General features: G+C 60.1%; 20 protein-coding genes. 7 read left to right on the top strand and 13 right to left on the bottom strand.

Annotated features, from left to right (window positions below):
• Positions 1-7 precede the first annotated feature (7 nt).
• The 3 genes from BLS87_RS11310 (at position 8) to BLS87_RS11300 (ending at position 5,887) form a co-directional block, all read left to right on the top strand.
• Complete coding sequence (locus BLS87_RS11310; RefSeq protein WP_074752862.1) at positions 8-970, top strand: zinc-binding dehydrogenase; 963 nt, start codon at positions 8-10, stop codon at positions 968-970.
• A 306-nt stretch (positions 971-1,276) separates the two neighbouring features.
• Entirely contained in the window at positions 1,277-3,274 is a 1,998-nt protein-coding gene (locus tag BLS87_RS11305; protein WP_074752581.1) for a hypothetical protein, read from the top strand.
• Between the two features lie 276 nt (positions 3,275-3,550).
• Positions 3,551-5,887 (top strand): autotransporter outer membrane beta-barrel domain-containing protein, encoded by a 2,337-nt coding sequence (locus BLS87_RS11300; protein WP_083370663.1) that lies wholly within the window; start codon positions 3,551-3,553, stop codon positions 5,885-5,887.
• 58 nt (positions 5,888-5,945) lie between these two features.
• On the opposite strand, the gene BLS87_RS11295 is transcribed toward BLS87_RS11300, so the two are convergent.
• The 6 genes from BLS87_RS11295 to BLS87_RS11270 all read right to left on the bottom strand — a co-directional run bounded on the left by BLS87_RS11295 (position 5,946) and on the right by BLS87_RS11270 (position 11,387).
• Entirely contained in the window at positions 5,946-6,599 is a 654-nt protein-coding gene (locus BLS87_RS11295) for an HAD family hydrolase (RefSeq protein ID WP_074752579.1), read from the bottom strand.
• Positions 6,600-6,737: 138 nt separating this feature from the next.
• Entirely contained in the window at positions 6,738-7,727 is a 990-nt protein-coding gene (locus tag BLS87_RS11290; RefSeq protein WP_074752578.1) for an ABC transporter ATP-binding protein, read from the bottom strand.
• 1 nt (position 7,728) lies between these two features.
• A complete protein-coding gene (locus BLS87_RS11285; RefSeq protein ID WP_074752577.1) occupies positions 7,729-8,526 on the bottom strand; it encodes an ABC transporter permease in 798 nt (265 codons plus the stop codon).
• The gene (locus BLS87_RS11280) at positions 8,513-9,355 is read right to left on the bottom strand and encodes an ABC transporter permease (RefSeq protein ID WP_074752576.1); all 843 of its coding nucleotides are present in this window, start codon (positions 9,353-9,355) and stop codon (positions 8,513-8,515) included. Before BLS87_RS11280 ends, BLS87_RS11285 begins: the two co-directional genes overlap by 14 nt.
• Entirely contained in the window at positions 9,352-10,158 is an 807-nt protein-coding gene (locus tag BLS87_RS11275; RefSeq protein WP_074752575.1) for an alkaline phosphatase family protein, read from the bottom strand. Before BLS87_RS11275 ends, BLS87_RS11280 begins: the two co-directional genes overlap by 4 nt.
• A 164-nt stretch (positions 10,159-10,322) precedes the next feature.
• Positions 10,323-11,387 (bottom strand): ABC transporter substrate-binding protein, encoded by a 1,065-nt coding sequence (locus tag BLS87_RS11270; RefSeq protein ID WP_074752574.1) that lies wholly within the window; start codon positions 11,385-11,387, stop codon positions 10,323-10,325.
• A 388-nt stretch (positions 11,388-11,775) separates the two neighbouring features.
• Between BLS87_RS11270 and phnR the strand changes: the two genes are divergently transcribed.
• The 3 genes from phnR to BLS87_RS11255 all read left to right on the top strand — a co-directional run bounded on the left by phnR (position 11,776) and on the right by BLS87_RS11255 (position 14,164).
• Positions 11,776-12,495 carry a phosphonate utilization transcriptional regulator PhnR gene (phnR, locus tag BLS87_RS11265; RefSeq protein WP_074752573.1) on the top strand — a complete coding sequence of 240 codons (720 nt, stop codon included), beginning with the start codon at positions 11,776-11,778 and terminating at the stop codon, positions 12,493-12,495.
• A 195-nt stretch (positions 12,496-12,690) separates the two neighbouring features.
• Positions 12,691-13,395, top strand: coding sequence for a TetR/AcrR family transcriptional regulator (locus tag BLS87_RS11260; protein WP_074752861.1), 705 nt, complete (start codon positions 12,691-12,693; stop codon positions 13,393-13,395).
• Positions 13,385-14,164 carry a pyrroline-5-carboxylate reductase family protein gene (locus BLS87_RS11255; protein WP_074752572.1) on the top strand — a complete coding sequence of 260 codons (780 nt, stop codon included), beginning with the start codon at positions 13,385-13,387 and terminating at the stop codon, positions 14,162-14,164. The genes BLS87_RS11260 and BLS87_RS11255 overlap by 11 nt, the downstream gene beginning before the upstream one ends.
• Before the next feature lie 186 nt (positions 14,165-14,350).
• On the opposite strand, the gene BLS87_RS11250 is transcribed toward BLS87_RS11255, so the two are convergent.
• A complete protein-coding gene (locus BLS87_RS11250; protein ID WP_074752571.1) occupies positions 14,351-16,387 on the bottom strand; it encodes an NADH:flavin oxidoreductase in 2,037 nt (678 codons plus the stop codon).
• A 216-nt stretch (positions 16,388-16,603) separates the two neighbouring features.
• Here BLS87_RS11250 and BLS87_RS11245 point away from each other — a divergent pair, with 216 nt between their 5' ends.
• On the top strand, positions 16,604-17,512 hold the full coding sequence (locus tag BLS87_RS11245; RefSeq protein WP_074752570.1) for a glycine betaine ABC transporter substrate-binding protein: 909 nt from the start codon (positions 16,604-16,606) through the stop codon (positions 17,510-17,512).
• 64 nt (positions 17,513-17,576) lie between these two features.
• On the opposite strand, the gene BLS87_RS11240 is transcribed toward BLS87_RS11245, so the two are convergent.
• From BLS87_RS11240 to minD, 6 genes are all read right to left on the bottom strand, one after another.
• Complete coding sequence (locus BLS87_RS11240; RefSeq protein ID WP_074752860.1) at positions 17,577-19,739, bottom strand: mechanosensitive ion channel family protein; 2,163 nt, start codon at positions 19,737-19,739, stop codon at positions 17,577-17,579.
• Between the two features lie 177 nt (positions 19,740-19,916).
• Complete coding sequence (locus BLS87_RS34150) at positions 19,917-20,081, bottom strand: hypothetical protein (RefSeq protein ID WP_167362053.1); 165 nt, start codon at positions 20,079-20,081, stop codon at positions 19,917-19,919.
• A gap of 151 nt (positions 20,082-20,232) precedes the next feature.
• A complete protein-coding gene (locus BLS87_RS11235; RefSeq protein WP_074752569.1) occupies positions 20,233-21,522 on the bottom strand; it encodes a M18 family aminopeptidase in 1,290 nt (429 codons plus the stop codon).
• Positions 21,523-22,885: 1,363 nt separating this feature from the next.
• Positions 22,886-23,521, bottom strand: coding sequence for an RluA family pseudouridine synthase (locus BLS87_RS11225; protein ID WP_074752568.1), 636 nt, complete (start codon positions 23,519-23,521; stop codon positions 22,886-22,888).
• Positions 23,522-23,651: 130 nt separating this feature from the next.
• Positions 23,652-23,906, bottom strand: a complete 255-nt coding sequence (gene minE, locus BLS87_RS11220; RefSeq protein ID WP_037013831.1) for a cell division topological specificity factor MinE — start codon at positions 23,904-23,906, stop codon at positions 23,652-23,654.
• Positions 23,906-24,718 carry a septum site-determining protein MinD gene (minD, locus tag BLS87_RS11215; RefSeq protein WP_074752567.1) on the bottom strand — a complete coding sequence of 271 codons (813 nt, stop codon included), beginning with the start codon at positions 24,716-24,718 and terminating at the stop codon, positions 23,906-23,908. The genes minE and minD overlap by 1 nt, the downstream gene beginning before the upstream one ends.
• Positions 24,719-24,731: the final 13 nt, after the last annotated feature.

Below are 24,731 nucleotides of genomic sequence, written 5' to 3'. Positions count from 1 at the left end.
AGGCACCGTGAAAGCATTGCAAGGCGTTGAAGGTCACGTGGAATGGGTTGAACAGCCATCACCGACGCTCGATGTGGGGCAAGTTCGCATCAAGGTCGCTGCGGCGGGGCTTAATCGCGCCGATCTGCTGCAACGCGCGGGGCTTTATCCGCCACCGCCGGGCGTCACGGAAATCCTTGGAATGGAGTGTTCCGGTGTGATCGCTGAAGTGGGGTCCGGCACGTCATGGAAGGTCGGAGACCGCGTCTGTGCGCTGGTTGCGGGCGGTGCGATGGCCGAAGAAGTGGTCGTCGACGCACGGCATGTTTTACCCGTACCAGCGGGTATGTCGTTGCATGAAGCCGCTGGCATTCCGGAAGTCTATGCAACGGCCTGGCTAAATCTTTTTCAGTTGGCCGGTCTCAAGCCCGGCGAAAAAGTGTTGCTGCACGCAGGAGCAAGTGGGGTTGGTTCAGCCGCCATTCAGCTGTGCAAGGCGTTTGGCAACCCTTGTTGGGTCAGTGTCGGTTCGGCTGAGCGACTGGCGTACTGCGAAGCGCTCGGCGCGCAGGGCGGCGTGATTCGCGGTGAAAGTCTGGACGGCTTGAACGATTTCGCACCGTTCAATGTGATTCTCGACCCGGTGGGCGCCAATTACGCCGCGCTCAATTTGAAAGTGCTCGGCACTGACGGACGCCTGGTGTTGATCGGGTTGATGGGCGGGCGCAAGGCCGAACTGGATTTCGCGCAAGTGCTGGGCAAGCGCATCCAGATCCTGGGCTCGACCCTGCGCAGCCGTGACGATCAGTTCAAGGCCGACCTGCTTAGCGACCTGGGTCAGCACGTCTGGCCGCTGTTCACGGAAGGTCGGCTCAAGCCGCAACTGGCCCGCAGTTTCCCGATCGGCGAGGCCGAAGAGGCGTACGCCGAACTGGCGACCAATCAGGTATCGGGCAAAGTGGTGTTGGTGATCGATCCGGCGCTGAGCTAATCGTTGGGCAGCCTGCGTCATGACCAAGTAGACCGGTCAGTGACGCAGGCCTGTGAAACATCCTTGTTTTCTTGTCCTCCCCCTTCTCGTAGCCCGCAGTCCCGTGGGTTCACAGTCTGCTCTGCCTATCAGTTCTGATAGTAGGCACGTTCGGTAATTCGACGCTCAATGAGCACCTGCCCGCCCGTCAGGTTGGGGTCAGCCCTTTTCAGGGGTTGGCGATGACCTGCCAGCCAGCGTTGCGGATCAAAGGTGTTCAGTTGGTCGGATCACCTCGTCGTGACCCATATCAAGGAGCGTTTGAGCATGAATACGAATGTCTCGAAAAGGAACAGCATTGCAAGGGCCGTCGCGAAATACGTCAGGAAGGCCGGCCACCTGAGAAAGGCTGGCGCGTTGGCCGAGCTGGTGGCACCGACACTGCCTGATTGGTGGCCGGGTGAGCCTGAGTTTGCCGGGCTGGTGCCGCGAGCTCTGCAGGAAGAGGATATGACGGTGAAAATTGCCCTGTGGGATGGTTATGCGACCCGCCCAGGTGATTTCGATACGTTGTACTTCGATTGGTGCCTGGCATCGACTGACAGGTGGGAACTCTTTGACGAACAAAAAATTGCGGGTGGCAAGGACCCAAGCGAGTTTCCTATCGACATTGTTTTGAATAAAGCCATCTTCAAGGAGGAAGGCACCTTTCTGCTGCGTTATCGGGTGGTGACCGATAGTGGTGTAGGCGGCACATCGTCGGAGGCGCAATTCATCATCGATAAAACGCCACCCAACGCCAATTTAAAACCCAGAGCTTTGACGTTTGTTGACGCGAGCGTCGGAACTGAAGGTATTACTGATGACTACCTTCAAACCAACGGCGGATTGAAGGTGATGATCCCTTCTTATTCCGACACGCAGAAGGGAGATCGTATCTGGGTTTATGCGTACACGCTCGAAGAGCAGCCGGTCAATTATGTATATAACGACGAGTTGACGAGCGATCAGGTTTTGATTCCCAAGGAGGCATTTAACGGGCTGACCGATGGCAAGATCGACTTCAAATACCAGTTGGTCGACAAGGCCGGTAATGATGGCCCTGATTCTCAACTCACCGAAACAAGTCTATTGATCAAACCGCTGCCCACGGGGCTGGACAAGCCGGTGGTGCCCTTGGCGAGTGACGGGTTGCTGGACCTGGAGGATATACGGTCGATCCAGCCCCCGGTATTGCTGGCGCTTTCGGTCCCGGTGCACATCAAACGTTATGACAACTGGCAGCCCAAAGACACCGTGATTCTGACATGGGGCGGCGCGCAACCTATCAACCATACGTTGGGCCCTACACCTGGCGACCCTATCGTGGTCGAGGTTCCCTACAGCCTTATTGCAGCAGACTACGGCGATCTGACAGGCGATCAGGCAACCACCGTGTCTTATGTCGTTCAGCGCGGCAGCAGGACGTTCGACGCCCCTCCTGAAACGATCAACGTGAACCTTTTTGTACCTGGTCCTGTCAATCCGGACCGGCCCGACCCCATCAACAAGCAACTGCCACCGGTGACGGTGAAGGGTGGGAGCGGGAGCTCGCCGGACAACGTGTTGACGGCGGCTGATGTGGGCCTGGATGCCACGGTATCGGTCAAACTGTACGACCCGATCGGCCCCGGTGAACGGATGAAGCTGTATTGGAACTCGACTGATAAATCCGTGGCACGGTATAGCCCGCCCTTGGGTTCGGAGAATCAGGAATACGAGTTCACCGTGGCCTGGGCCGACATCGCGGCACAGCCCAGTGCCGCGCCGTTGCCAGTCTTCTACACAGTGGATCTGGAGTCGGGTGAGGGTAACAAGGAAATGTGCGAACCCACCCTGGTGGATGTGTCGGCGGCGGTGACCGTGCAACTGGCTGAACCGGAGTTTCCCGACGCAGGCACCGCCAGCAATGGTGACTCCATACTCAACTGTTATTCCTACAAAGGGCCCGATCAAGAGGTGACCGTCTTCATTCCCGGCAACAGCCCCCATTTGAAAGGCGGGGAAACACTGAGTTTTACCTGGCAGTGCTACACGGAGCGTGAGGGAACGCCTGACGACGAATCAGGCACTCCGCAGATGTGGTCAAAAACGGTTACACCGAGTGAAGTTGCCGACGGCTTCACTTTTACCGTGGGACCTTTCAAAGACTACATTGAGCCTGTCGAAATCAGCGGTGCGGTTCGGTTGACCTATGTCTCAGATACGACCCCTCCACTCTCGGGAGAGGTGCTCATTCGAGCATCGTCGTGGGATGCGTCGGGCTATTGCCCGGTTAACCCGTAGCGCGGCTGCGGTGTCATTGCGTTCGAGATAAACCCGCAGTTAACGGCGATACGCAGCCGGATGAAGGCCGCCCTCGGGCGGCCTTCCTTTTCTAAAGTACGCGTGCCGAACGACTCGGACGAACGGTACGGCTCCGTGATTGCAGGAAGCTACGCTCAAAATTATAGGACACGTCCTACAGAGCAGCGCGCCGGACGTGAGTAGTCTTCACGCCCCTTTCCTTCGGCGATGTCAGCAGTTCCGTGGGATTTTCCTTTAATGCCATGGAGCGTTGCGATGAGTGGATCACTTGTCTGTGTATCAAGGATTTTTAAACCTTCTAGTTTTCTGTCCCTGGCCCTGTGCGTCAGCGCCGCCCACGCGGCGAATGTGAATCCTGGGGATTCAGCCGTGGTCAGCCCGGGCGATGCCGTTGACAGCTGGTCCCTGGGTTCAGGCTCGAGCTTGACCGTCAACGGGGCTCAGACGCAGGCCATCAACGCTATAAATGGACCCGTCACCGTCACCATCAACCCGGGCAGCAGCACGCAAGCGATCATTGCGGATGAGGGCTCTGTGGTCACCATCAGCGATTCAAACGTCAGCGCTGTTCCTGGTCAGACGTTTGGTATGGCGATAACCGGCAGCTCTGTTGCGCTGACCAACACCAACGTCAGTAATGCCAACAGTATCGGAATCAGTGGGGCTCAGGACGGCACCACTAATATTGGCAGTCGCTTCAGCATCATCGGCGGGACTGTCAGCGGCGGTCTGGTCGGGATCACGCTCTCAGAGCAGAGCACCCTGGACATGGAGGGCACTCAGGTCACAGGAACAGGTGCAACCAGTTATGGCGTACGCGCGTTCGGGTCAGACATGACCCTGCGCAATAGCACCATCAGCGGTGGCCTCAACGGCATCGTGTTTCGCGGCACCGGGACCACCACACGCGTCGGTACGACGAACCTGGACGGTACTCATGTCGAGGGGCAAAGCGGTGCGGCGATTCTTCTGGATGGCAGGGGAGAGCCGGTGGAGGTCAACCTCAATCTGCTCAACGGCACCACACTGACGGGCGGCAATGGCAATGCACTGGAAGTGACTGATTCGGGCATCGCCAATGTTCGGATTGAGAACAGCGCCATCGTCGGCGATGTTCAGATCACCAATGACAGCACCGCCAATCTGGCCGTCAATCAGGGCTCCCTGACCGGCGACATCGTGGTCGATGGCACGAGCCAGGGCGCATTGGCCCTGCAAAATCAGGCAACGTTCACCGGTAATCTGATCAATGTCGACAACGTCGCCATTGGCGATCAATCCACCTGGAACATGGTGGCGTCAAACACCGTCGGTTCCCTGGCGATGAGTGGTGGTGCCGTCAAGTTCGGAGGCGCCGATCAGTTCTATCAACTGAACGTGGCGAACCTTTCCGGTAACGGCACGTTCATCATGGACGTCGATTACGCCACCAATCAGCACGACACGCTGAACGTGACCGGCACCGCAACGGGCAGCCATACCTTGTTGATTGCTGGCTCGGGCGTCGATCCGGTTTCACCGCAGCAATTGACGGTCGTCCAGACCGCCGCGGGCGATGCCACCTTCGCACTGGCCGGTGGGCGAGCGGTGGACGTGGGGACGTTTTCATATGATCTGGCGTCGGTCAGCAATGGTTCGGGCGGAACTGACTGGTTTCTGGACCCGGCCAGCAAAACCATCAGCCCCGGGACGGCCTCTGCACTGGCCTTGTTCAATACGGCGCCAACGGTCTGGTACGGTGAGCTCACCTCGTTGCGCAGCCGGATGGGCGAGCTGCGGCTCAACAAGGGCGACACAGGCGTCTGGATGCGCACATACGGCAACAAGTATGACGTGAGTCAGTCATCTGGTCTGGGCTACAAACAGACCCAATATGGCTTCTCACTGGGCGCGGATGCGCCGTTGCCGGTCGGTGACGGTCAGTGGCTGGTGGGGGTGCTGGCGGGCCAGAGCAATTCCAGTCTTGATCTCAGTCGCGGCACGTCCGGTTCTGTCAAAAGCTACTACGCGGGTGTGTACACCACCTGGCTTGATCAAGACAGTGGCTACTACTTTGATGGCGTACTCAAATTCAACCGCTTTCGCAACGATGCCAAGGTCAGCATGAGCGACGGTACCCGCGCCAAGGGCGATTACGATAACTCGGGCGCCGGCGGTTCGCTGGAGTTCGGACGCCATATCAAACTGGACGACGGCTACTTCGTTGAGCCTTTCACCCAACTGTCCGCTGTGGTCATTCAGGGCAAGAGCTTCACCCTCGATAACGACATGCAGGCCGACGGTGATCGCTCTCGCTCATTGCTGGGCAAGGCCGGTGTGACGGTAGGGCGCAATTTCGCGCTGGATAACGGGAGTGTCTTGCAGCCTTACGTCAAGGTGGCAGGTGCTCACGAGTTCGCCAAGAGCAACCGGGTGGCGGTCAACGACAACACCTTCAATAACGACCTCTCGGGATCGCGAGCCGAGCTGGGCGCTGGGGTTGCCGTGGCGTTCTCGCAGAACCTGCAGATGCATGCGGATTTCGACTATGCCAATGGCGAGAACATCGAGCAGCCGCTGGGTGCCAATCTCGGTGTGCGCTACAGCTGGTAACTAGCGTCAGCGCCACCCTCAAAAGCCCCTCACTCGTGAGGGGCTTTTGTTTTTTGACTCACGTCCAGCTGTGAATCGGCCAGCCGGCGCTCAGCGCAGCCTCCCGCAGCACCGGATCGGGGTTCACCACGTGGGGGAAATCGACCTTCTGCAACAGCGGCAGGTCGTTGCGTGAGTCTGAGTAGAAACTGGCGCCTTCGAGGTTTTCGCCTTCCTGATCCAGCCACTCCATCAAGCGGGTGATCTTGCCTTCGCGGTAGGTCAGCACGCCTTGGGTCTTGCCGCTGTACACGCCGTGGGCGATGTCCAGGTCGATGGCGAGCACTTCATCGACGCCGATGCGCTCGGCAATGGGTTTGACCAGGTGAACACCGGAGGCCGAGATGATCAGGATGCGGTCACCGGCGGCGCGGTGTTCGGCGATGGCTTTGGTGGCGTCGCTGAAAATGATCGGTTCGATGAAGTCCTCGACCCAAGGGCCCACCAGAAAATCCACTTCTTCAGGCGTGCGACCGATCATGGGTTCGAGGCTGAACGCCATATAGTCTTCCATCGCCAGATCGCCCTTGCCGTAGGCCTCCATCAACTCATGGTCTTTCTTGATGAAGGACTCTGGATCGACCCAGCCCAGACGGCCCATCTGCTCGCTCCACAGGCTGGCGCAGTCGCCATGAATCAGGGTTTCGTCCAGATCGAATATTGCTAGTGCCATTACCGCTGTCCTCTCTCGTGATACGCACGCAACCCCTGTAGGAGCGCGCTTGCCCGCGATTGCAATCCTTGGGTGATGAAGATGAACCTGCCAAACCGCAATCGCGGGCAAGCGCGCTCCTACAGGTAGGCGCTGGATTCAAGCCACTTCACACAGCGCCGAATCTTCAATGCTCAGGGTGACGCGCTGGCCGTTCGGGTGCAAGTCGTTGGCCGAACGGTTGAGCACATCGACCACCAGTTCCACACCTCGCGCTTCGACACGATAACGGATCACATTGCCCAGCAGGCTGTGGCTGCGCACTTCGCCTTCCAGCGAGCCGGTCAGGCTCAGCTGTATCGCTTCAGGCCGAATCGCCACTCGGCTGTTGATCGGCCGCTGCATCAGGCGACTGGCAGCGTCGGGTTCGAGCAGGTTGTAGTTACCGATGAAGCCTGCGGCAAACGCATCGACCGGCGCGGTGTACAGGGTTTCGGCATCGCCGCTCTGCACGATCCGGCCCTGGTTCATCAGGAAAATCCGGTCTGACATGGTCAGCGCTTCTTCCTGATCGTGGGTCACGAAAATCGTCGTCAGGCCCAGTTCCTGCTGGATCGCGCGGATCTGTTCGCGCAGGTGTTTGCGAATGCGTGCATCCAGGGCCGACAGCGGTTCGTCGAGCAGCAACAGGCGAGGGCGCGTCACCAGTGAACGGGCCAGCGCCACACGCTGGCACTGGCCGCCCGACATCTGGTGAGGGTAGCGTTTGGCGAACTCGGTCAGTTCCACCAGTTTCAGCACCTCGGCGACGCGCTGTTTCGTTTCGTCGGCGCTGACCTTCTGCATGCGCAAACCGAAGGCGACGTTCTGCTCCACATTCATGTTGGGGAACAGCGCGTAACTCTGGAACACCATGCCGATGCCGCGCTTCTGCGGCGACACCGGCACCAGGTCCTTGCCGTCGAGAAAGATCCGCCCGCTGGTGACCGAGGTCAGCCCGGCGATGCAACGCAGGAGGGTGGACTTACCGCAGCCGGACGGGCCGAGCAGGGTCACGAACTCGCCCTTGTTGATCACGCAGTTGATGTCGCTGAAGACCGCTGTGCTGCCGTAGTTCTTTTGCAGGTTTTCGACACTGACGAAGCTCATATCAGTCTTTGTCCTTGTTGAGTCGATTGGCCGCCCAGGTCAGCACCAACACGAAGAGGAAGTAGGAAATCACCAGCGCGCTGTTGAAGTGTCCGCTGCTGTTGCGCATGTTGTTCAGGTAGACCTGCAGCGTTTCGTAGCGCGTACCGACCAGCAGGTTGGCGAACACGAACTCACCGAACAGGAAGGAGAACGACAGCAGCAGGGCGATCATCAGGCCTTTGCGCAGGTTAGGCAGCACCACCAGAAACGCCGCTTGAAAGGTACTGGCGCCGAGCAATTGAGCGGCGTCCATCAGATCGACCAGGTTGATCGCCTGCAGGTTGTTGGTGATCGCCCGGTACATGAAGGGCAGGGCGATGGTGAAGTAGCAACCGATCAGAATCCACGGCGTGCCGACCATCGCCAGCGGGCCGGAACCGTAGAGCTGCAAGAGGCCGACCGACGACACCACCGGCGGCACGGCAAAGGGCAGCAGGATCAGGATATTCATCAGCGCGTCGAGTTTCGGGAAGTGGTAATGCACCACGAACAACAGGGGCAGGATCAGCACCACCGACAGGATCAGCGCACCGACGCAGACCAGCAGCGACTGAGCGAACGCCATCAAGAAGCGCGGGTCGCTCCACAGCGCCACGTACCATTTGTAGGTGAAGCCTGCGGGCAAAATCGTGGCCGACCAACTGGTCGCAATCGAGTACACGAAGGTGCCCAGCAGAGGCGCCAGCAGGATCAAAAACAGGATGTACACCACCACGCGGTGGTAGAGCCCGGCGGGGCCGCGTTCAGCGCGAGACATGGTAGCTCCTCTTCAACAGCCACTGATGAACGATGGTCACCAGGGTCATCATGCCGACCAGAATCATCGCCAGGGCGCTGGCCATGTTCGGGTCCAGCGTGATATCGCCCGCAACCATGGCCGCGATGCGGATGGGCAGAACGTTGAAGTTGCCGGTGGTCAGCGCGTAGACCGTGGCGTAGGCGCCGAGGGCGTTGGCCAGCAGGATCACGAAGGTGCCGAGCAGGGCCGGCGTCAGCACCGGAATGCCAATGTGCCGCCAGAAATCCCAAGTGCTGGCGCCCAGCAGGGAAGCCGATTCGCGCCAGTCTTCGCGCAGCGCGTCGAACGCCGGGTAAAGCAGCAGCACGCCAAGCGGAATCTGGAAGTAGGTGTAGAGGATGATCAGCCCGGTTTTCGAATACAGGTTGAAGTCATCGATGATGCCCGCCTGCTTCAGAATCAACGTCAGCGCGCCGTTGAAGCCCAGCAGAATGATGAACGCGAACGCCAGTGGTACGCCGGAAAAGTTGCTGGTCATGTTGGCGAAGGCGCTGACGAAGTCACGCAGCCGTGACGGCACCTTGCGCAGCGAATAACTGCCAAGGATGGCGATGAGGATGCCGATCAGACTCGACCAGAAACTGATCTCCAGGCTGTATTGCATGGCCTGTCGGTAGAAGCGCGAGTTGAAGGCCTTGATGAAGTTGTCCACCCCCCAGCCGGCGTCCGTATACAGGCTGTTGATGGCGACCCAGGCGAGCGGGGCGATCTGGAACGCGATGAAAAAAAGCGCAAAGGGCACCAGGCACAAGAGCCCCAGCCGTTTGCCGCGACGCTGTGAGCTCACTTGAGCACCTCTCTGCAGACAGGTTTGTCGTGGGGCACGCCGAGCAGCTCGCAGACTGTCCCGCAGATCTCGGTCTGTCTGGGCGACGCCTGGGGATCGAGGCTGAACGCATCGCCGATCACGAACAGCGGGACTTCACGCTCTTCAGGCAGGATGCCGTTGTGGGAGCGGTCGTTGTTCATGCCATGGTCGGCGGTCACCAGTACCTGATACCCGGCGTCCAGCCAGCGCTGCAGGTATTCGGCGAGGATGATGTCGGCCGAGCGCGCGCTGTTGCGGTATTGCGGGGTATCGAGGCCGTGTTTGTGCCCGGCGTCATCGATGTTCATCGGGTGGATGAACAGGAAATTCGGTTGATGCGCCGTTCGCAGATGCTCGGCATCGTCGAACAGGTGGGAATCGGGGTAGTGATCGACGTAGTAGAAATGACCGTGCTGGATCGGCAGGTCAGCGTCGTCGGTGTGGCGGTCGCGGCTGGCAATGAACGGGCTGCGGTTGTACAGCTCGCTGACCCAGTGATACGCGGCGGCGGACGTGGTCAATCCCGCTGCGGTGGCATAGTGAAACACGCTGCGCTGTTTGGACAGGCGTGAAACATGGTTGTGCACGATACCGCTGTCGATGGGCGCGACGCCCGTCAGGATGCATTCGTACAACGGTCGGGAAAGCGCCGGCAGTTCGCATTCGAGCTTATACAACGCGGCGCGGCCTGCGTTTCGATACGCCAGCAAATGCCCCATTGCATGCTGCGCCACGCTGTAACTCAGGCCGTCCAGCAGGATCAGAATGACGTTGTGTTTCATGGCCTCTCCGGGAGGTTGACAGCACAACCTGTAGGAGCGCGCTTGGTCTGGGCCGCATCCGGACGATTGCGGTGTGTCAGTCAAAATGGCTGTCACAGTCATATCGAAATCGTCCGGATGCGGCCCAGACCAAGCGCGCTCCTACAAAAGGGCGCGCGGTTTGTTTATTGCATCTCGACGATGACCTGCTCGTTCCACTGCTGAGGCAGGGCTTTCGAGGTTTTTTCCCAGGCAGCGGCGTTTTTGATCGGCGTCACGTTTTTGTACTGCTCGTTAGGCAGCAGCTTGGCTTGCACTTCCGCTGGCAGTTTCAAGTGATCGGCACGGATCGGACGGGCGTTGCCGTTGGCCAGGTTGATCTGACCGGCGTCGCTGAAGATGTACTCACGCGCCAGCTTGGCCGCGTTCGGGTGTTTGGCGTATTTGTTGATGATGGTGGTGTAGCCCGAGATCACCGAGCCGTCAGACGGGATCAGCACGACGTAGTCGTCCGGGTTGGCCATCTTGGCTTTGTAGCTCAGGCCGTTGAAGTCCCATACCACGCCGACTTCCACTTCGCCTTTTTCCATGGTCTGGATGGTCGGGTTGTTGATGCCCAGACGCTTCTGCTTGGCCAGTTCGGTGAACAGCGCAAGGCCTGGCGCGATGTTGGTTTCGTCACCTTTCATTGCGATCGATGCCGCCAGCACGCCGTTGGCCGCTTGAGCCGCGGTGCTCACGTCGCCGATGGTGACTTTGTACTTACCGGTCTTCAGGTCAGCCCAGGATTTCGGCACCTCAGAGCCGTGCAGCAGCTTCTTGTTGACGATGAAGGCGATGGTCCCGGTGTAGGCCAGTGCCCAGTGACCGTCCTTGTCTTTCGCCCAGTCTGGAACCTGATCCCAGGTGGTCGGCTTGTAAGGCTGGGTCACGCCCTTTGCCACGGCGATGGGGCCGAAAGCGGCGCCCACGTCACCGATGTCGGCGCTGGCGTTGTCTTTTTCCGCATCGAACTTGGCCACTTCCTGTGCCGAACTCATGTCGGTGTCCATGTGCACCAGACCGTACTTGGCGGTGAGGTCGGTCCAGGTGCCTTTCCAGTTCGCCCAGTCATCGGGCATGCCCACGCTGTTGACCGCGCCTTCGGTTTTCGCGGCGGCTTCCAGATCTTTGATGGAGTCGGCGGCCATGGCCGAGGTGCTCAGCGCGATGGCCGAACCCAGGAGTGATGCCAGCAAAAGGTGTTTCATTCGAAGCTCCTTTGGTGCACTTCTCGACGTTTTATAAGAAAGGGTCGGTGAAATGCTCATTGCGGGTTGGGGTGTCTGGTGCGTTGGTCTAGGTCAGCAATACCTGAGCCAAGTTAGGCCACTCTCATGACACTTTCGTGTCTGGACTGACTTTTGCTGGGGTGAATACGAGCAGACGGTACGGCTGTGGGGTAAGCGTAGACCATGGCCAACTCACTGATATAAAAAGCCTAATTTCTTTTTATTGTCTGGTTTTTCAAGCGGATCGCGCTGGCTTGTCACGTAACAGTCATCTACGCTGCCTAGGCTCTAGAGCACTGAAACGGGCCATCACGCTGCCGATCCTGCCCCCCCCTTTAGCACTGGTCTAGTCCAGATAGGTAACGCAATGCGCCAGGATGTGCCTCGAGCGGTGACGACCATCTGCAATGCCCTGCAGGAGCAGATCGAGCACGGTTTGTTGCTGCCCGGTAGCAAATTGCCTGCTGAACGCAAGCTTAGTGAAGTATTCGACACCACGCGCATTACCTTGCGTGAGGCGCTGGTGCAGCTGGAGGCTCAAGGGCTGATCTATCGCGAGGAGCGTCGCGGCTGGTTCATCTCGCCGCCTCGCCTGGCCTATGACCTGATGCGCCGTAGCCACTTCCACGCGATGGTGCAGGCGCAAGGCCGGGTGCCGGCGACGCAGGTGATTTCCGCCCGACTGCAACCGGCGTCGGCGGCGATCTGTAATTTGCTGCAGCTTCCGGCATTGTCCAGCGTGATCCAGATCTGCCGCGCACGGCGCATCGACGAGCGCTTGGTGCTGTACGTCGAGCATTACCTGAACCCCGAATATTTCCCGCAGATCCTGGAGTTCGACCTCAATCAGTCACTCACCGAGCTGTACGCCAGTCACTACGGCATTCGTTACGGTCAGGTGCGGTTCGAAATGGTGCCCACCGCGCTGCCGATGGACGCGGCGGCGGCTTTGAAAGTCTCGATCGGCAGTCCCGGTTTGCGCATTGCCAGGGTCAACCACGATCAGAGTGGCCGGCTGATCGATTGCGACCTGGAGTATTGGCGGCACGATGCGATTCATGTGAGTGCGGTGGTGGGGGATGTTTGAGACGTGTCCCTGCTGACCTGAGCATCCGTTCCTGACTCGCTGCAGTCTCCTACAAAAAAGGTTGTACGCCTGCGGTTACAGATCCCGCACACCAAAACCGAATGACTGAACGTCGTCCGAATGTACATCCGTGTACATCAAAAGACCATGAGCGTACAGTTGCTCCACTCGTTTTCAATCAAAGGCAACACGCATATGTCGGAATCAGGTAAGAGCCGGGGCAAAACCCAGGACTCCGGATGGCGGGGCTCGCCCGAGGGCTGGCTGGAGGCTGCCTACGATGCCTTGAAGGAATCCGGCGTGGACGCCGTGCGCGTCATGCCGCTGGCCAAGCGGCTGAATCTGTCGCGCACCAGTTTCTACTGGTTCTTCCAGGACCGCGAACAACTGTTGGCTGCCTTGCTGGCGCGTTGGAAAGACAAGAACACCGGCGGCATGGTCAAGCAGTCCGAAAGCTACGCGGAAAACATCACCGAGGCGATCCTTAACGTATTCGAGTGCTGGCTGAACCCTGCGGTTTTCGATTCCCAGTTCGAGTTCGCGGTGCGCAGTTGGGCGCTGCAGTCGGAGGAGGTCACTCAGGAAATCGTCGCGGCGGACGACGCGCGTATCAGCGCACTGACCGCCATGTTCAGGCGTTTCGGCTACGAGCAGGACGGCGCCGACACACGGGCCCGAACGATTTATCTGACGCAGATTGGCTACATCTCGATGAAGACCACCGAGGACATCACCGAGCGTTTCCGACGCATCCCGCACTACGTCGCGATCTTTACCGGCAAGGCGCCCAGGAAACGAGAGCTGGACCGCTTTTACGGCAAGTTCGGTTACGCCGAAAAAGAGCCGGGCGAGTTCGTTCCGCTGGCAGCTACCTTCGAGGAGACAACCGGTGCGAGCTGACTCGGTGGGCATCATCGGCGGCACGGGCTGGCTGGGCGGGGCACTTGCGCAGGCGTTGCTGGAGACGGCCTTTGTCGGCGCTGGCCGGCTGTTTCTGTCCAACCGGTCCGGCAGCCATCCGCTGGCGGACGCGGGTGCGCAGTTTATGACGAACAATCAGGCGCTGGTGGACGCCAGCGACACCGTCATCCTGTCGGTGCGTCCCGAGCAGTTCAGTGCATTGAGCGTGGACGCTTCGGGCAAACGGGTGATTTCGTTGATGGCGGGCGTCACATCACAGGCGATCAGCGCCGCGACTGGCGCATCCGTCATTGTGCGGGCGATGCCCAATGCAGCAGTAGACATCCGGCAGTCGTTTACGCCGTGGCATTGCGCGAGTGAGTTGTCGGCGTCCGATGTCGATTACGTGCAGGGTCTGTTGACGTGTGTCGGCACGGCGAGCCGGGTGCCAACGCAAGACTGCATCGACTACCTGAGTGCGTTGTCTGGCACGGGGCCGGCGTTTCCCGCGCTGTTGATGACGGCGCTGACTCGTCAGGCTGTGGCCGCCGGTATTCCAGAGGAGGTTGCCCGAGACGCGGCGCGAGGCGTGGTGCTCAACGCGAGCCAGTTGCTGAGCACGACCGAGCCGCAGGCGCTTATTGATTCACTGGTGGCGTACAAAGGTGTAACGGCGGCGGCGTTGCAGAGCCTGATGAACGCGGGCTTCGAAGGATTGATTGGCAATGCCGTGCAGGCAGGGGCTGAGGTCGCGCGCAGAGGAATGTAGGCGCGGAGCCTGGATCGATCCTCAGATCTTGATGCGAATGACATCCTGTGGGAGCGAATTCATTCGCGAAAAATCGTCCAGAAGACAAAGATCCATCCCCCGTGCCGACCCATCGCGAATGAATTCGCTCCCACAGGCAATCGTGTTGTCCCGTCGCGCCTCGGTGCCTGGCCCGACGGACACAGCCTACAAATCCTTCACCAACCGCAGCGCGTCATAAATCGCGGCGTGGGTATTGCGCGCGGCCACCGCGTCCCCGATGCGGAACAGCTGGAAGCGTCCGTCCGGATTGGTCACCAGGTTCTGCACCTTGCCCGCGATCAGGTCGTGCTGTTCCACCGCGCCGCCGTTACTGGAATGCGGACGCAGGTCGAAATACAGGTCATCCAGCGGCAACGTGCCGTGGTTGATCACCACTTGGTCGACCACACGCTCCTTGTTGACCTTGCCGTAATCGCTGCCGAAGACCGCCACCAGCTTGCCGTCACGCCTGAGCACCGACTCCACGCGATAGGTCACGGTGAACACCACGTCCAGATCCTGCAGGCTGCGCATGTACGGCACCAGGTTCATCGCCATCACTTCCGGTGAAAAGGCACGGTCTGGGGTTACGATCTCCAGCCGTGCGCCACTCTGCGCGATCACTTCGGCGGCTTGCAGCGCGGCGTGATCCCCCGCGTCGTCGAAGATCAGCACGTTCTTGCCCGGTTTGACGTCCCCGGAAATGATGTCCCAGGCCGAGACCACCAGGTCGTTGCCTGCCTTCAGCACTTTCGTATCCGGCAATCCGCCGGTGGCAACGATGACCACGTCCGGTTCCAGATCCTGCACCGTTTGCGCTTCTGCCCACGTGTTGAACTGAAACTTCACGCCCATGCGTTCGCACTGCGCCATGCGCCAGTCGATGATGCTGATCATCTCGCGGCGACGCTCGCTCAACGACGTGAGACGGATCTGCCCGCCGGGCTGGGCCGCAGCCTCCAGCACGGTGACGCCATGGCCGCGCTCAGCCGCCACACGCGCCGCTTCGAGTCCGCCAGGGCCTGCACCGATCACCACGACCTTGCGGTGAGTCGCGGCCTTGGGAATCTCGTGCGGCATGGTGGTTTCACGACCGGTCGCCGGGTTGTGGATGCAATAGGCCGCACCGCCCTGATAAATGCGGTCCAGGCAGTAGTTCGCGCCGACACAGGGCCGGATGTCCTCTTCGCGTTTTTCGATGATCTTGCGCACGATGTGCGGATCGGTCATGTGCGCGCGGGTCATGCCGACCATGTCGACCTTGCCCGATGCAATGGCGTGGCGAGCCGTCGCCACGTCGGGAATCTTGGCGGCGTGGAAGGTCGGGAAGCCCGTCGCGGCACGGATTTCGCCGGCAAAATCCAGGTGAGGCGAGTTGCGCATGCCCTGGATCGGGATCACGTCCGTCAGGCCGGCATCGGTGTCGATGTGCCCTTTGACGACGTTGAGAAAGTCCACCAGCCCGCTGTCCTTGAGCTTGTGGGAAATCGCGATGCCTTCCTCGGCGCCGAACCCGCCCGCCAGGTCTTCGTCGCCGGTGTAGCGCACGCCGAGCAGGAAGTCTTCACCGCATTGTTTGCGAATCCCGCGCAGGATGTCGAAGGTGAAGCGCAGGCGATTGTCCAGCGAGCCGCCGTATTCCCCTTGAAGGTCGTTGGTCAGCGGCGACCAGAACTGGTCCATCAAATGCCCGTACGCCTGAAGCTCCAAGCCGTCCATGCCGGCGGCTTTCATGCGTTCGGCAGCGTCAACGTAGTCCTTGATGATGCGCTGGATGTCCCATTCCTCCAGCTTCTTGGGGAATGACCGGTGGGAGGCCTCGCGCCGATGCGAAGGCGACACCACGGGTAACCAGTCAGCCTTGTCCCAGCGTGTCCGACGACCCAGGTGCGTCAGCTGAATCATCACGGCCGCGCCGTGCTCGTGGCATTCGTCGGTCAGTTCCTTCAGCCAACCCACCACTTCATCCTTGTACGCCAGCACGTTGTTGAACACCGGAGGACTGTCGCGTGACACCGCGGCGGAACCTGCGGTCATGGTCAGTGCAACACCGGCTTTGGCGCGCTCCACGTGATAGGCCCGGTACAAGTCTTTCGGCATGCCATCGACCGGATAAGCCGGTTCGTGGGAGGTGGTGATGATGCGATTTCTGAGGGTCAGGTTCTTGATCTTGTAGGGCTGCAGCAGCGGATCGCTGGACATCGTGGGGCGCTCCTGTCGGGGAACATCAGGCTTGGTTTGACGCAAAATTAGGTGGAATGTACATGAGTGTCAAGCATGGATGACGCAGGTGTACATTTCGCTTGCGCCCCCACTCTCTGTGTGGCTACTATCGGCCGAACAGCTGGCCGAGACTGGCGATTCGACACTTTCACTGCCGCACCCAGTAACACCCATACACGACAGGGGACATGCACGATGGATGCTTATTCGCCGTATAAGAAAAAACGTATTGGTTGGTTAGCAGGGATTGCCTTGACGACTGTGAGCCTGATGAGCCACGCCGCGGATCAACCGCCCGTGCGCATCGGATGGGTGAACTGGTCGGACACGGAAATCACGGTGAAGCTGGCCAACCTGGTGTTGGAAGATCAGTTGAAACAGCCGGTCAAGCTGGTGATGGCCGACATCGGCATTCAGTTCCAGGCCATGGCCAACGGTAATATCGATCTCATCCCGATGGTCTGGTTGCCGGGCACGCACAAGGCTTTCTACGACAAGTACAAGGACAAGCTCGAAGACTTGGGCGTGCTGTATGAGGGACGCATCGGCATGTCGGTGCCGGACATCGTGCCTGCCAGCGAGGTGTCGAGCCTTGCTGACCTGAACAAGCCGGGCATCTCGGAGAAATTCGACGGCAAGATCCTGACGTCCGAGGTGGGCAACGGGCAGTACAAACTGACCGAGAAAGTCCTCAACGATAAGAAGATCGTCGGCTACAAAATGGTCGCGTCTTCGGAAAGCGGCATGCTCAGTGAACTGGACCGCAACCTCAAACGCGGGAAGTGGTCACTGGTCAACGCCTGGAGCCCGCACTGGATGTTCGCCAAATACCCGCTGCGTTACCTGGATGACCCGGAGCATCTGTTTGGCGGCACCGAGCAGATTCATGTCGTCGCCCGCAAAGGGTTCAGCGCGCAGTACCCGAAAGTGGCGCAGTTCTTCACCCACTTCTCCATTCCGCAGGCTGATTTGCAGTCAATGATGTCCGAAGCGCGGGAGCAGGGCAGCTCACCTGAAAAAGTCGTAGCCGCGTACTACGCCGCGAACAAACAGCGTTTTGCGGCGATGGTTGAGGGCAACAAGACGGCGGCAATCAACCCGTAACGGTTGCTTGAAGGGAATGGGGTTGCCTGCTTGCCGGCAACCCTTAGTCCCGTGACCTGATGCATCAGTTGGCCGATGCATCATCCTTCTTCCCGCGCAGTTCACTCACGCTGCCGCCGCTGGTGCTGACCTGCACATTCAAACGCGGTGTCGCCAGGTCCATCCCCGCTTCATCGAGATAGCGTTTGAGCGACAGGTTGAACGCCCGGGACACTTCCCATTGTTTGATCGGGGCCGTCTTGAAGCGCGCCCGCAGGATGGCGTTGCCCGACTCGAAACTCTCGACACCCTGAATTTCCAGCGGCGACCAGATGTTTCGGCGTTGCAAGGGGTCGGTGCGCATCTTCTGGCCGACGTCGCGGATCATCTTCAGCGCGTCGTCGATGTTCATGTTCGACGGAATGGCGATGCGGAAGATGGCGTAGCCGAACTCCCGCGAATAGTTCTGGATGCTCTTGATCTCGCTGAACGGGATCGTGTGGACGATACCGTCGATGTCCCGCAGCCGGACCGTGCGGATGGTCAGCCCTTCGACCGTGCCCAGGTGTCCGCCCACGTCCACGTAATCGTCGATCGCCAGCGAGTCCTCAATGATGATGAACAAGCCGGTGATCAGGTCCGCCACCAGCGACTGCGCGCCGAAACCGATCGCCAGGCCGATCACACCGGCACCCGCCAGAAGCGGCGTAACGTTCATGCCCATGTTCGCCAGCGCCACAATCACGGCGATGATGAAAATGGTCACGAACAGCACGTTGCGGATCAGCGGCATCATGGTCTGCGCACGGGCGTTAGCCAGGCCTTTGCGCGAGCGGGTCAGGGCGTGATGAATCGCAGTGTCGGCCAGAATCCAGACCAGCCAGGCGAACATCAGCGTCGTCGCAAGGCCTGCAAAGCGCACGCTGATGTCGTGACCGTCGCCTTCGGAAAAGCGAATCAGCGACAGGCCCCAGACCCGCAGGCCCAGCTCGATGAACACAAGCCAGACCACCAGATGCACCACGGTGTAGAAGAAGCTTTTCAATCGGTCCGAGTAGAGCGCATGGCGTTTGTGGCCGTGGGACGGTTTCTGCGAATGGCGACGCACAAGGCCGTTGAGCACCATGCACACCACCAGCAACACGGTGCAGATCAGCGACTGGCGCAGCGCGGTGCTGGTGTCGCCCGCCGAGAAGAACGTGGCGAACAGCGAGACGCCCACCAGCACCATCGCAGGCAAGTACCAGAAGCTGCCGAGAATCTCGATGGTGTCGCTCAGCGCCCGGCGTTTCAGGCGCCGGGACAGCGGCTGATTGCGGATCAAGTGTGCAATCGGGCGACGGAAGCGGACGATGAACAGTCCCGTGGACACTGCCGCCATAACGTTGGCCAAGGTGGCTGCGGTATGGGCCAGATGCACGCCCAGGCTGGCGACAAGGCGTGGATCACTCAAGGCTTCGCCGAACGCCGCAAAGCTGCCGATCCACCACAGTGGACGGAAGGCCTGATGGCGCAGGATATGCAGCGCCTGATGCCGGTGCGGACCGTCCAGCAGCGAAAACGCGATTACGCAGATCGCCGAAAACAACGTGCCGACCACCAACGCATAAGCCAGCACCATCGCCAGGTCGCGGCCCAACGACGGCGGCAGGGAGTAGCTCAGGTAGACGGTGATCACCAGCGCGATCAGCCAAGGGCCGAGTTTGCGCAGGGCAAAGCGCAGCATGTCAGAAGGGCGAGGGTGTTGCGGCAGTTCTTCCGACAGGCCGAAACGCACGCGAACCCGGTGGCTGAGCCAGATCAGCGCCGCCGCCAGCAGGCTCCACAGCGCAATGACCACGGCGAAGCCGAAGATGATCGGCCACCACTGGTTGGCCGGCAGCATCAGGTCCATCAGTTCCTGCTCGGCCAGCGACACCTCGTCGCCCCATCGGCTGAGCGGGCTGTCATCGCCGGTGAACTGCTTCTCGAAGCCCGACAGCGTGCTGCCGATCAGCCCCAATACACCCTGTTCGGCGGTGGGTTGGGCTTTCTTGGTGGCGTCACGGAGTTTTTTCAGGTCATCAAGCAACTTGCTGCGTTGCTGATCGTTCTCCAGCGAGGTGATCACCTCGTCGAGTGACTGACCCAGCGGCTCTTGTGCCTGGGGCTGGGCTTTCTGGCCGCTCAAAAGGCTGGGCAGGCCAGCGGCCTGGGTCAGCGCGAAGGGAAACAGCGTCAGCAGACAAATCAGGAACAGGCGCGGCATGACGGACAGGCGGGCGGAAACAATCACCAGGCAATGAACCTCGAATCGACAGGCGCCTCATGCGACCAGGCGACGTCGGCCGGGCATTCAGGCAAAAAAGTGAGTTTACGAGCGGTGTCAGGTGTTGGCGAGAAGCATTTTGCGCTGCAACCCGCCAATCACTTCACGTTCGTGGGATCAGGTGAGCCTGTCCAGGATGTGAATTGCGGCAGTGCCGAGCATCAGCACCATGCCAAGGGTGATCGACGCAACGCCGCTGCGGTATTCGCGATAGCTGAAGCCCACGCACAGCATCAGCATCCCGATCACGACCGGGATCAGGATAGAGAAATAGTCGTCCATGATGGCTGGCCCTCTGTTTGTGACAGATACAGAGAGTCTAGGCCGGATTTGTCAGCGGGAGCGGCGAGGGCCGCAACACCTGCGTTGAGGTGCTCGTTGGCTGACGAAAGCGAAAGCATTCGCCAGCCGGTTCAGACAGCGGTTGCGTTGCCTATGGCAGCTCTGCGCTGGCGTAAAACGCGCTGAGCACCTTCACCAGATGCGCCAGGTCCTGACTGCCCGCCAGCTCACGGATGGAGTGCATGGCGAAGGTCGGCAAGCCGATGTCGACCGTGCGCACGCCCAGATGACCGGCGGTGATCGGGCCGATGGTCGAGCCGCAGGCCATGTCGGTACGAACCACGAAGCTCTGCACCGGCACTTCCTCGGCCATGCACAGATGACGGAAGAACCCGGCGGTTTCGCTGTTGGTGGCATAACGCTGGTTGGTGTTGACCTTGATCACCGGGCCGGCGTTGAGTTTCGGGCCGTGGTTGCCGTCGTGCTTCTCGGCATAGTTCGGGTGCACGCCGTGGGCGTTGTCGGCAGAGATCAGCAGCGACTTCTGGATGGTGCGCACATAGTCGTCGCCCTCGGGCAGCAGACGTTGCAGCACTTGCTCCAGCATCGGGCCATCAGCGCCGCAGGCGGAGGTCGAGCCGACTTCTTCGTGGTCGGTGCAGATCAACAGGCATGTTTCGTCGCCATCGGCATTGAGCAACGCTTGCAGACCGGCGAAGCACGACAGCAGGTTGTCCAGGCGCGCGCCAGCGATGAAGTCGCCGTTGAGACCGATGACGGCCGCGCTTTGGGTGTCGTAGAAACTCAGCTCGTAATCGAGCACCACGTCGGCGTTCAGGCCGTGCTCACGGGCGAGCTGGTCGGTGAGCAGTGCGCGAAAGTCTGCACGCTCGTCGCCAGCGACTTGCGCGAGGATCGGCGGCAGTTCGTTCTGCGGGTTGATCGGCCAGCCTTCGTTGGCGGTGCGATTGAGGTGGATCGCCAGGTTCGGGATGATCGCGATCGGCAGTTTGAAGTCGATCAGCTGGCTTTCGACCTTGCCGTCACGGCGGAAGGTGACACGGCCGGCCAGCGACAGGTCGCGGTCGAACCACGGGGCGAGCAGGGCGCCGCCGTAGACTTCGACGCCCAGTTGCCAGAAGCCCTGGCGCTGCAGTTCGGGCTGCGGCTTGACGCGCAGGCACGGGCTGTCGGTGTGTGCGCCGACCAGGCGGATACCGCCGATCAATGGCGAAAGACGGCCGAGTTTGAAGGCGACGAGGGAGGAGTCGTTACGGGTGACGTAGTAGCGGCCGCCGGCTTCGGTGTGCCATGGCTCACGTTCGTCCAGGCGCTGATAACCGGCGCCTTCGAGACGTTGCACAAGGCTTGCGGTGGCGTGAAACGGGGTGGGAGAGGCCTTGAGGAAATCGATCAGGCCTTGGTTCAACTCTTCGCGCATAAGTTACTCCAGACAGCAATGGCGGGAGTTTACAGGCCTCTGGGTGAGGTAGCGAGCTTGGTGGTTGTAGGATTTTCTGATCGTTCCCACGCAGAAACGTCTGATCGTTCCCACGCTCTGCGTGGTAATGCATCGATTGACGCTCCGCGTCGACTTGGACGCAGAGCGTCTTGCCCTGCATTCCCACGCGGAGCGTGGGAACGATCACCCAGAAACTTCGGAATGACGCAGTCCCTGTAGGAGCGCGCTTGCTCTGGGCCGCACTCGGACGATCTACCGCGCAGCGGAAGCAAAATCAAGCGACTCGATGAGGCCTGACACCCGCGTGCACAGGTCTTGCTGCCGGTTCCCGGCAGATCGCGGGCAAGCGCGCTCCTACGCCTTCCAGGCAGAAGCAAGGCTGTGCCAGGCATAACGTGCGTTCCCTCCGGCCAGGCTCGGGATTGAGGAGGGTTCGCGGCTTTTGATTCTGGCCGGAGGCCGTAGGAGCGTGCTTGCCCGCGATTTGCCGCGCAGCGGAAGCAAAATCAAGCGACTCGATGAGGCCTGACACCCCGCGTGCACAGGTCTTGCTGCCGGTTCCCGGCAGATCGCGGGACGAGCCACGCTCCTACGCCTTCCAGGCAGAAGCAAGGCTGTGCCAGGCATAACGTGCGTTCCCTCCGGCCAGGCTCGGGATTGAGGAGGGTTCGCGGCTTTTGATTCTGGCCGGACGCCGTAGGAGCGCGCTTGCCCGCGATCTGCCGCGCAGCGGTAGCAAAATCAGACGACTCGGTTATGCCTGACATACCGCATGCACCGGTCTTGCTGCCGGTTCCCGGCAGATCGCGGGCAAGCGCGCTCCTACGCCTTCCAGGCAGAAGCAAGGCTGTGCCAGGCATAACGTGCGTTCCCTCCGGCCAGGCTCGGGATTGAGGAGGGTTCGCGGCTTTTGATTCTGGCCGGAGGCCGTAGGAGCGCGCTTGCCCGCGATCTGCCGCGCAGCGGTAGCAAAATGAGGCGACTCGATGATGCCTGACATACCGCATGCACAGGTCTTGCTGCCGGTTCCCGGCAGATCGTCCGAGTGCGGCCCAGAGCAAGCGCGCTCCTACATTTCGTGGGGGGGGGCGTGCGGACGATTGATGACCGAATGAAGAATGCGAGGAGCGTTTGATCGTTACCACGCTCTGCGTGGTAATGCATCGATTGACGCTCCGCGTCGACTTGGACGCAGAGCGTCTTGCCATGCACGCGGAGCGTGGGAACGATCACCAGTAACTCGCCGAAGGCGAAACAGGTCTGGCGTTAGCCAGACCCATCGGCATCACTACAGAAAACGGATATCCCCACCGATCCAGGGGCCACCCACAAAACAGCGCAATCAAAACGGCGCAGGACACTCAAACCGCAACCGCTCTCCCGAAACAGGATGGGTAAACGCCAACATACTCGCGTGCAGACACAACCGTGGGTACGCCGCCAACGCCTCAGGATGCGCATACAGCCCGTCCCCCAGCAACGGATGCCCAATCGACAACATATGCACCCGCAACTGATGCGAGCGCCCGGTAATCGGCGTCAGCTCCACCCGGCAATGCGTGTCAAAACGCTCCAGCACCTTCCAGAACGTCAGCGCATGCTTGCCGAACTCGTGATCCACCACATGCCGTGGCTTGGTGGGCGGGTCGTAGCGCAACGGCAAATCGATGCTGCCGCTGTCCAGCGCGGGCTGTCCCCAGGCCAGCGCGGTGTACGCTTTCTCGGTTTCCCGGTCATGAAACTGACGAGACAGTTCGCGGTGCGTGTCCGCGTCGCGGGCCAGCAGGATGATGCCGGAGGTTTCCCAGTCCAGCCGATGGACGATACGCGCCTCGGGGTAGCCGTTTTCCTGCAGGCGCGTGATCAGGCAATCCTTGTTGTCGTCGGCACGACCGGGCACCGAGAGCAGCAGGGTGGGTTTGTTCACCACCAGCACGGCGTCGTCCTGATGGAGAATGTGAACATTGGACAGCGGCATCAAACAGCCTCGTAGCTAAACGGTCTCGTCGCAAAAAACAGACCCGTTGAAAGCACCAACGGCGGCTCGCTCACCCGCACCCCGCAAAAGGGTTCAGGTGACCGAGCCGCCGTGGCGACTGCCGTTTCGATCAACGATCAGGCAGGGTGATATTGAGTTCCAGAATCGAGCAGCTGCCGTCGTTTTCCAACGCGACATGCACGTCATCGTTGCCGATATTGACGTATTTTCGGATGACCTCCACCAGTTCCTTCTGCAAGGCTGGCAGGTAATCCGGGGTGCTGCGTTGGCCGCGTTCGTGCGCCACGATGATCTGTAGACGCTCTTTCGCTACCGACGCGGTGCTTGGCTTTTTGTTGGCACGAAAGAAGTCAAAAATACTCATTAATTACCCCCGAACAGACGTTCCAAAAATCCTTTTTTCTTTACGTCCAGGAAACGGTGCTCGACGGCTTTGCCCAGCAAACGATCAACGGCGTCACTGTAGGCCTGTCCGGCATCGCTCTGGTCATCGAGGATTACAGGCACGCCCGAGTTGGATGCCTTGAGCACCGCCTGGGATTCCGGGATCACGCCGAGCAAGGTGACCGAGAGGATCTCCTTGACATCTTCGACGCCCAGCATTTCGCCATCGCTCACTCGCTGCGGGTTATAGCGGGTCAGCAGCAGGTGTTCCTTGATCGGGTCTTCATTGTTTTCAGCGCGGCGGGATTTGCTCGCCAGCAGGCCCAGCATACGGTCCGAGTCACGTACGGAGGAGACTTCCGGGTTGGTCACGACGATCGCTTCGTCAGCGAAGTACATGGCCAGATGAGCGCCTTTTTCGATACCTGCCGGGGAATCGCAAACCACGAACTCAAAGTCCTGCTTGAGTTGCATAAGAACTTTTTCGACGCCTTCCTGGGTCAGCGCGTCTTTGTCACGGGTCTGGCTGGCCGCCAATACGTACAGATTCTCAAGGCGCTTGTCTTTGATCAGGGCCTGTTGCAGGTTGGCTTCGCCGTTGACCACGTTGACGAAGTCATAAACGACGCGACGCTCGCAACCCATGATCAGGTCGAGGTTACGCAGGCCGACGTCGAAGTCGACGATCACTGTTTTGTGGCCGCGCAGAGCGAGACCGGTACCGATAGCGGCGCTGGTGGTGGTCTTGCCCACACCACCCTTGCCGGATGTAACCACGAGAATCTTGGCCAAGGTGAATCACCCC

It is taken from the genome of Pseudomonas abietaniphila, from assembly GCF_900100795.1.
GTDB classification, from domain to species: Bacteria; Pseudomonadota; Gammaproteobacteria; order Pseudomonadales; family Pseudomonadaceae; genus Aquipseudomonas; species Aquipseudomonas abietaniphila.
Note: the sequence above shows the minus strand (reverse complement) of the source record. Positions and strands in the feature narration are given on the sequence as shown.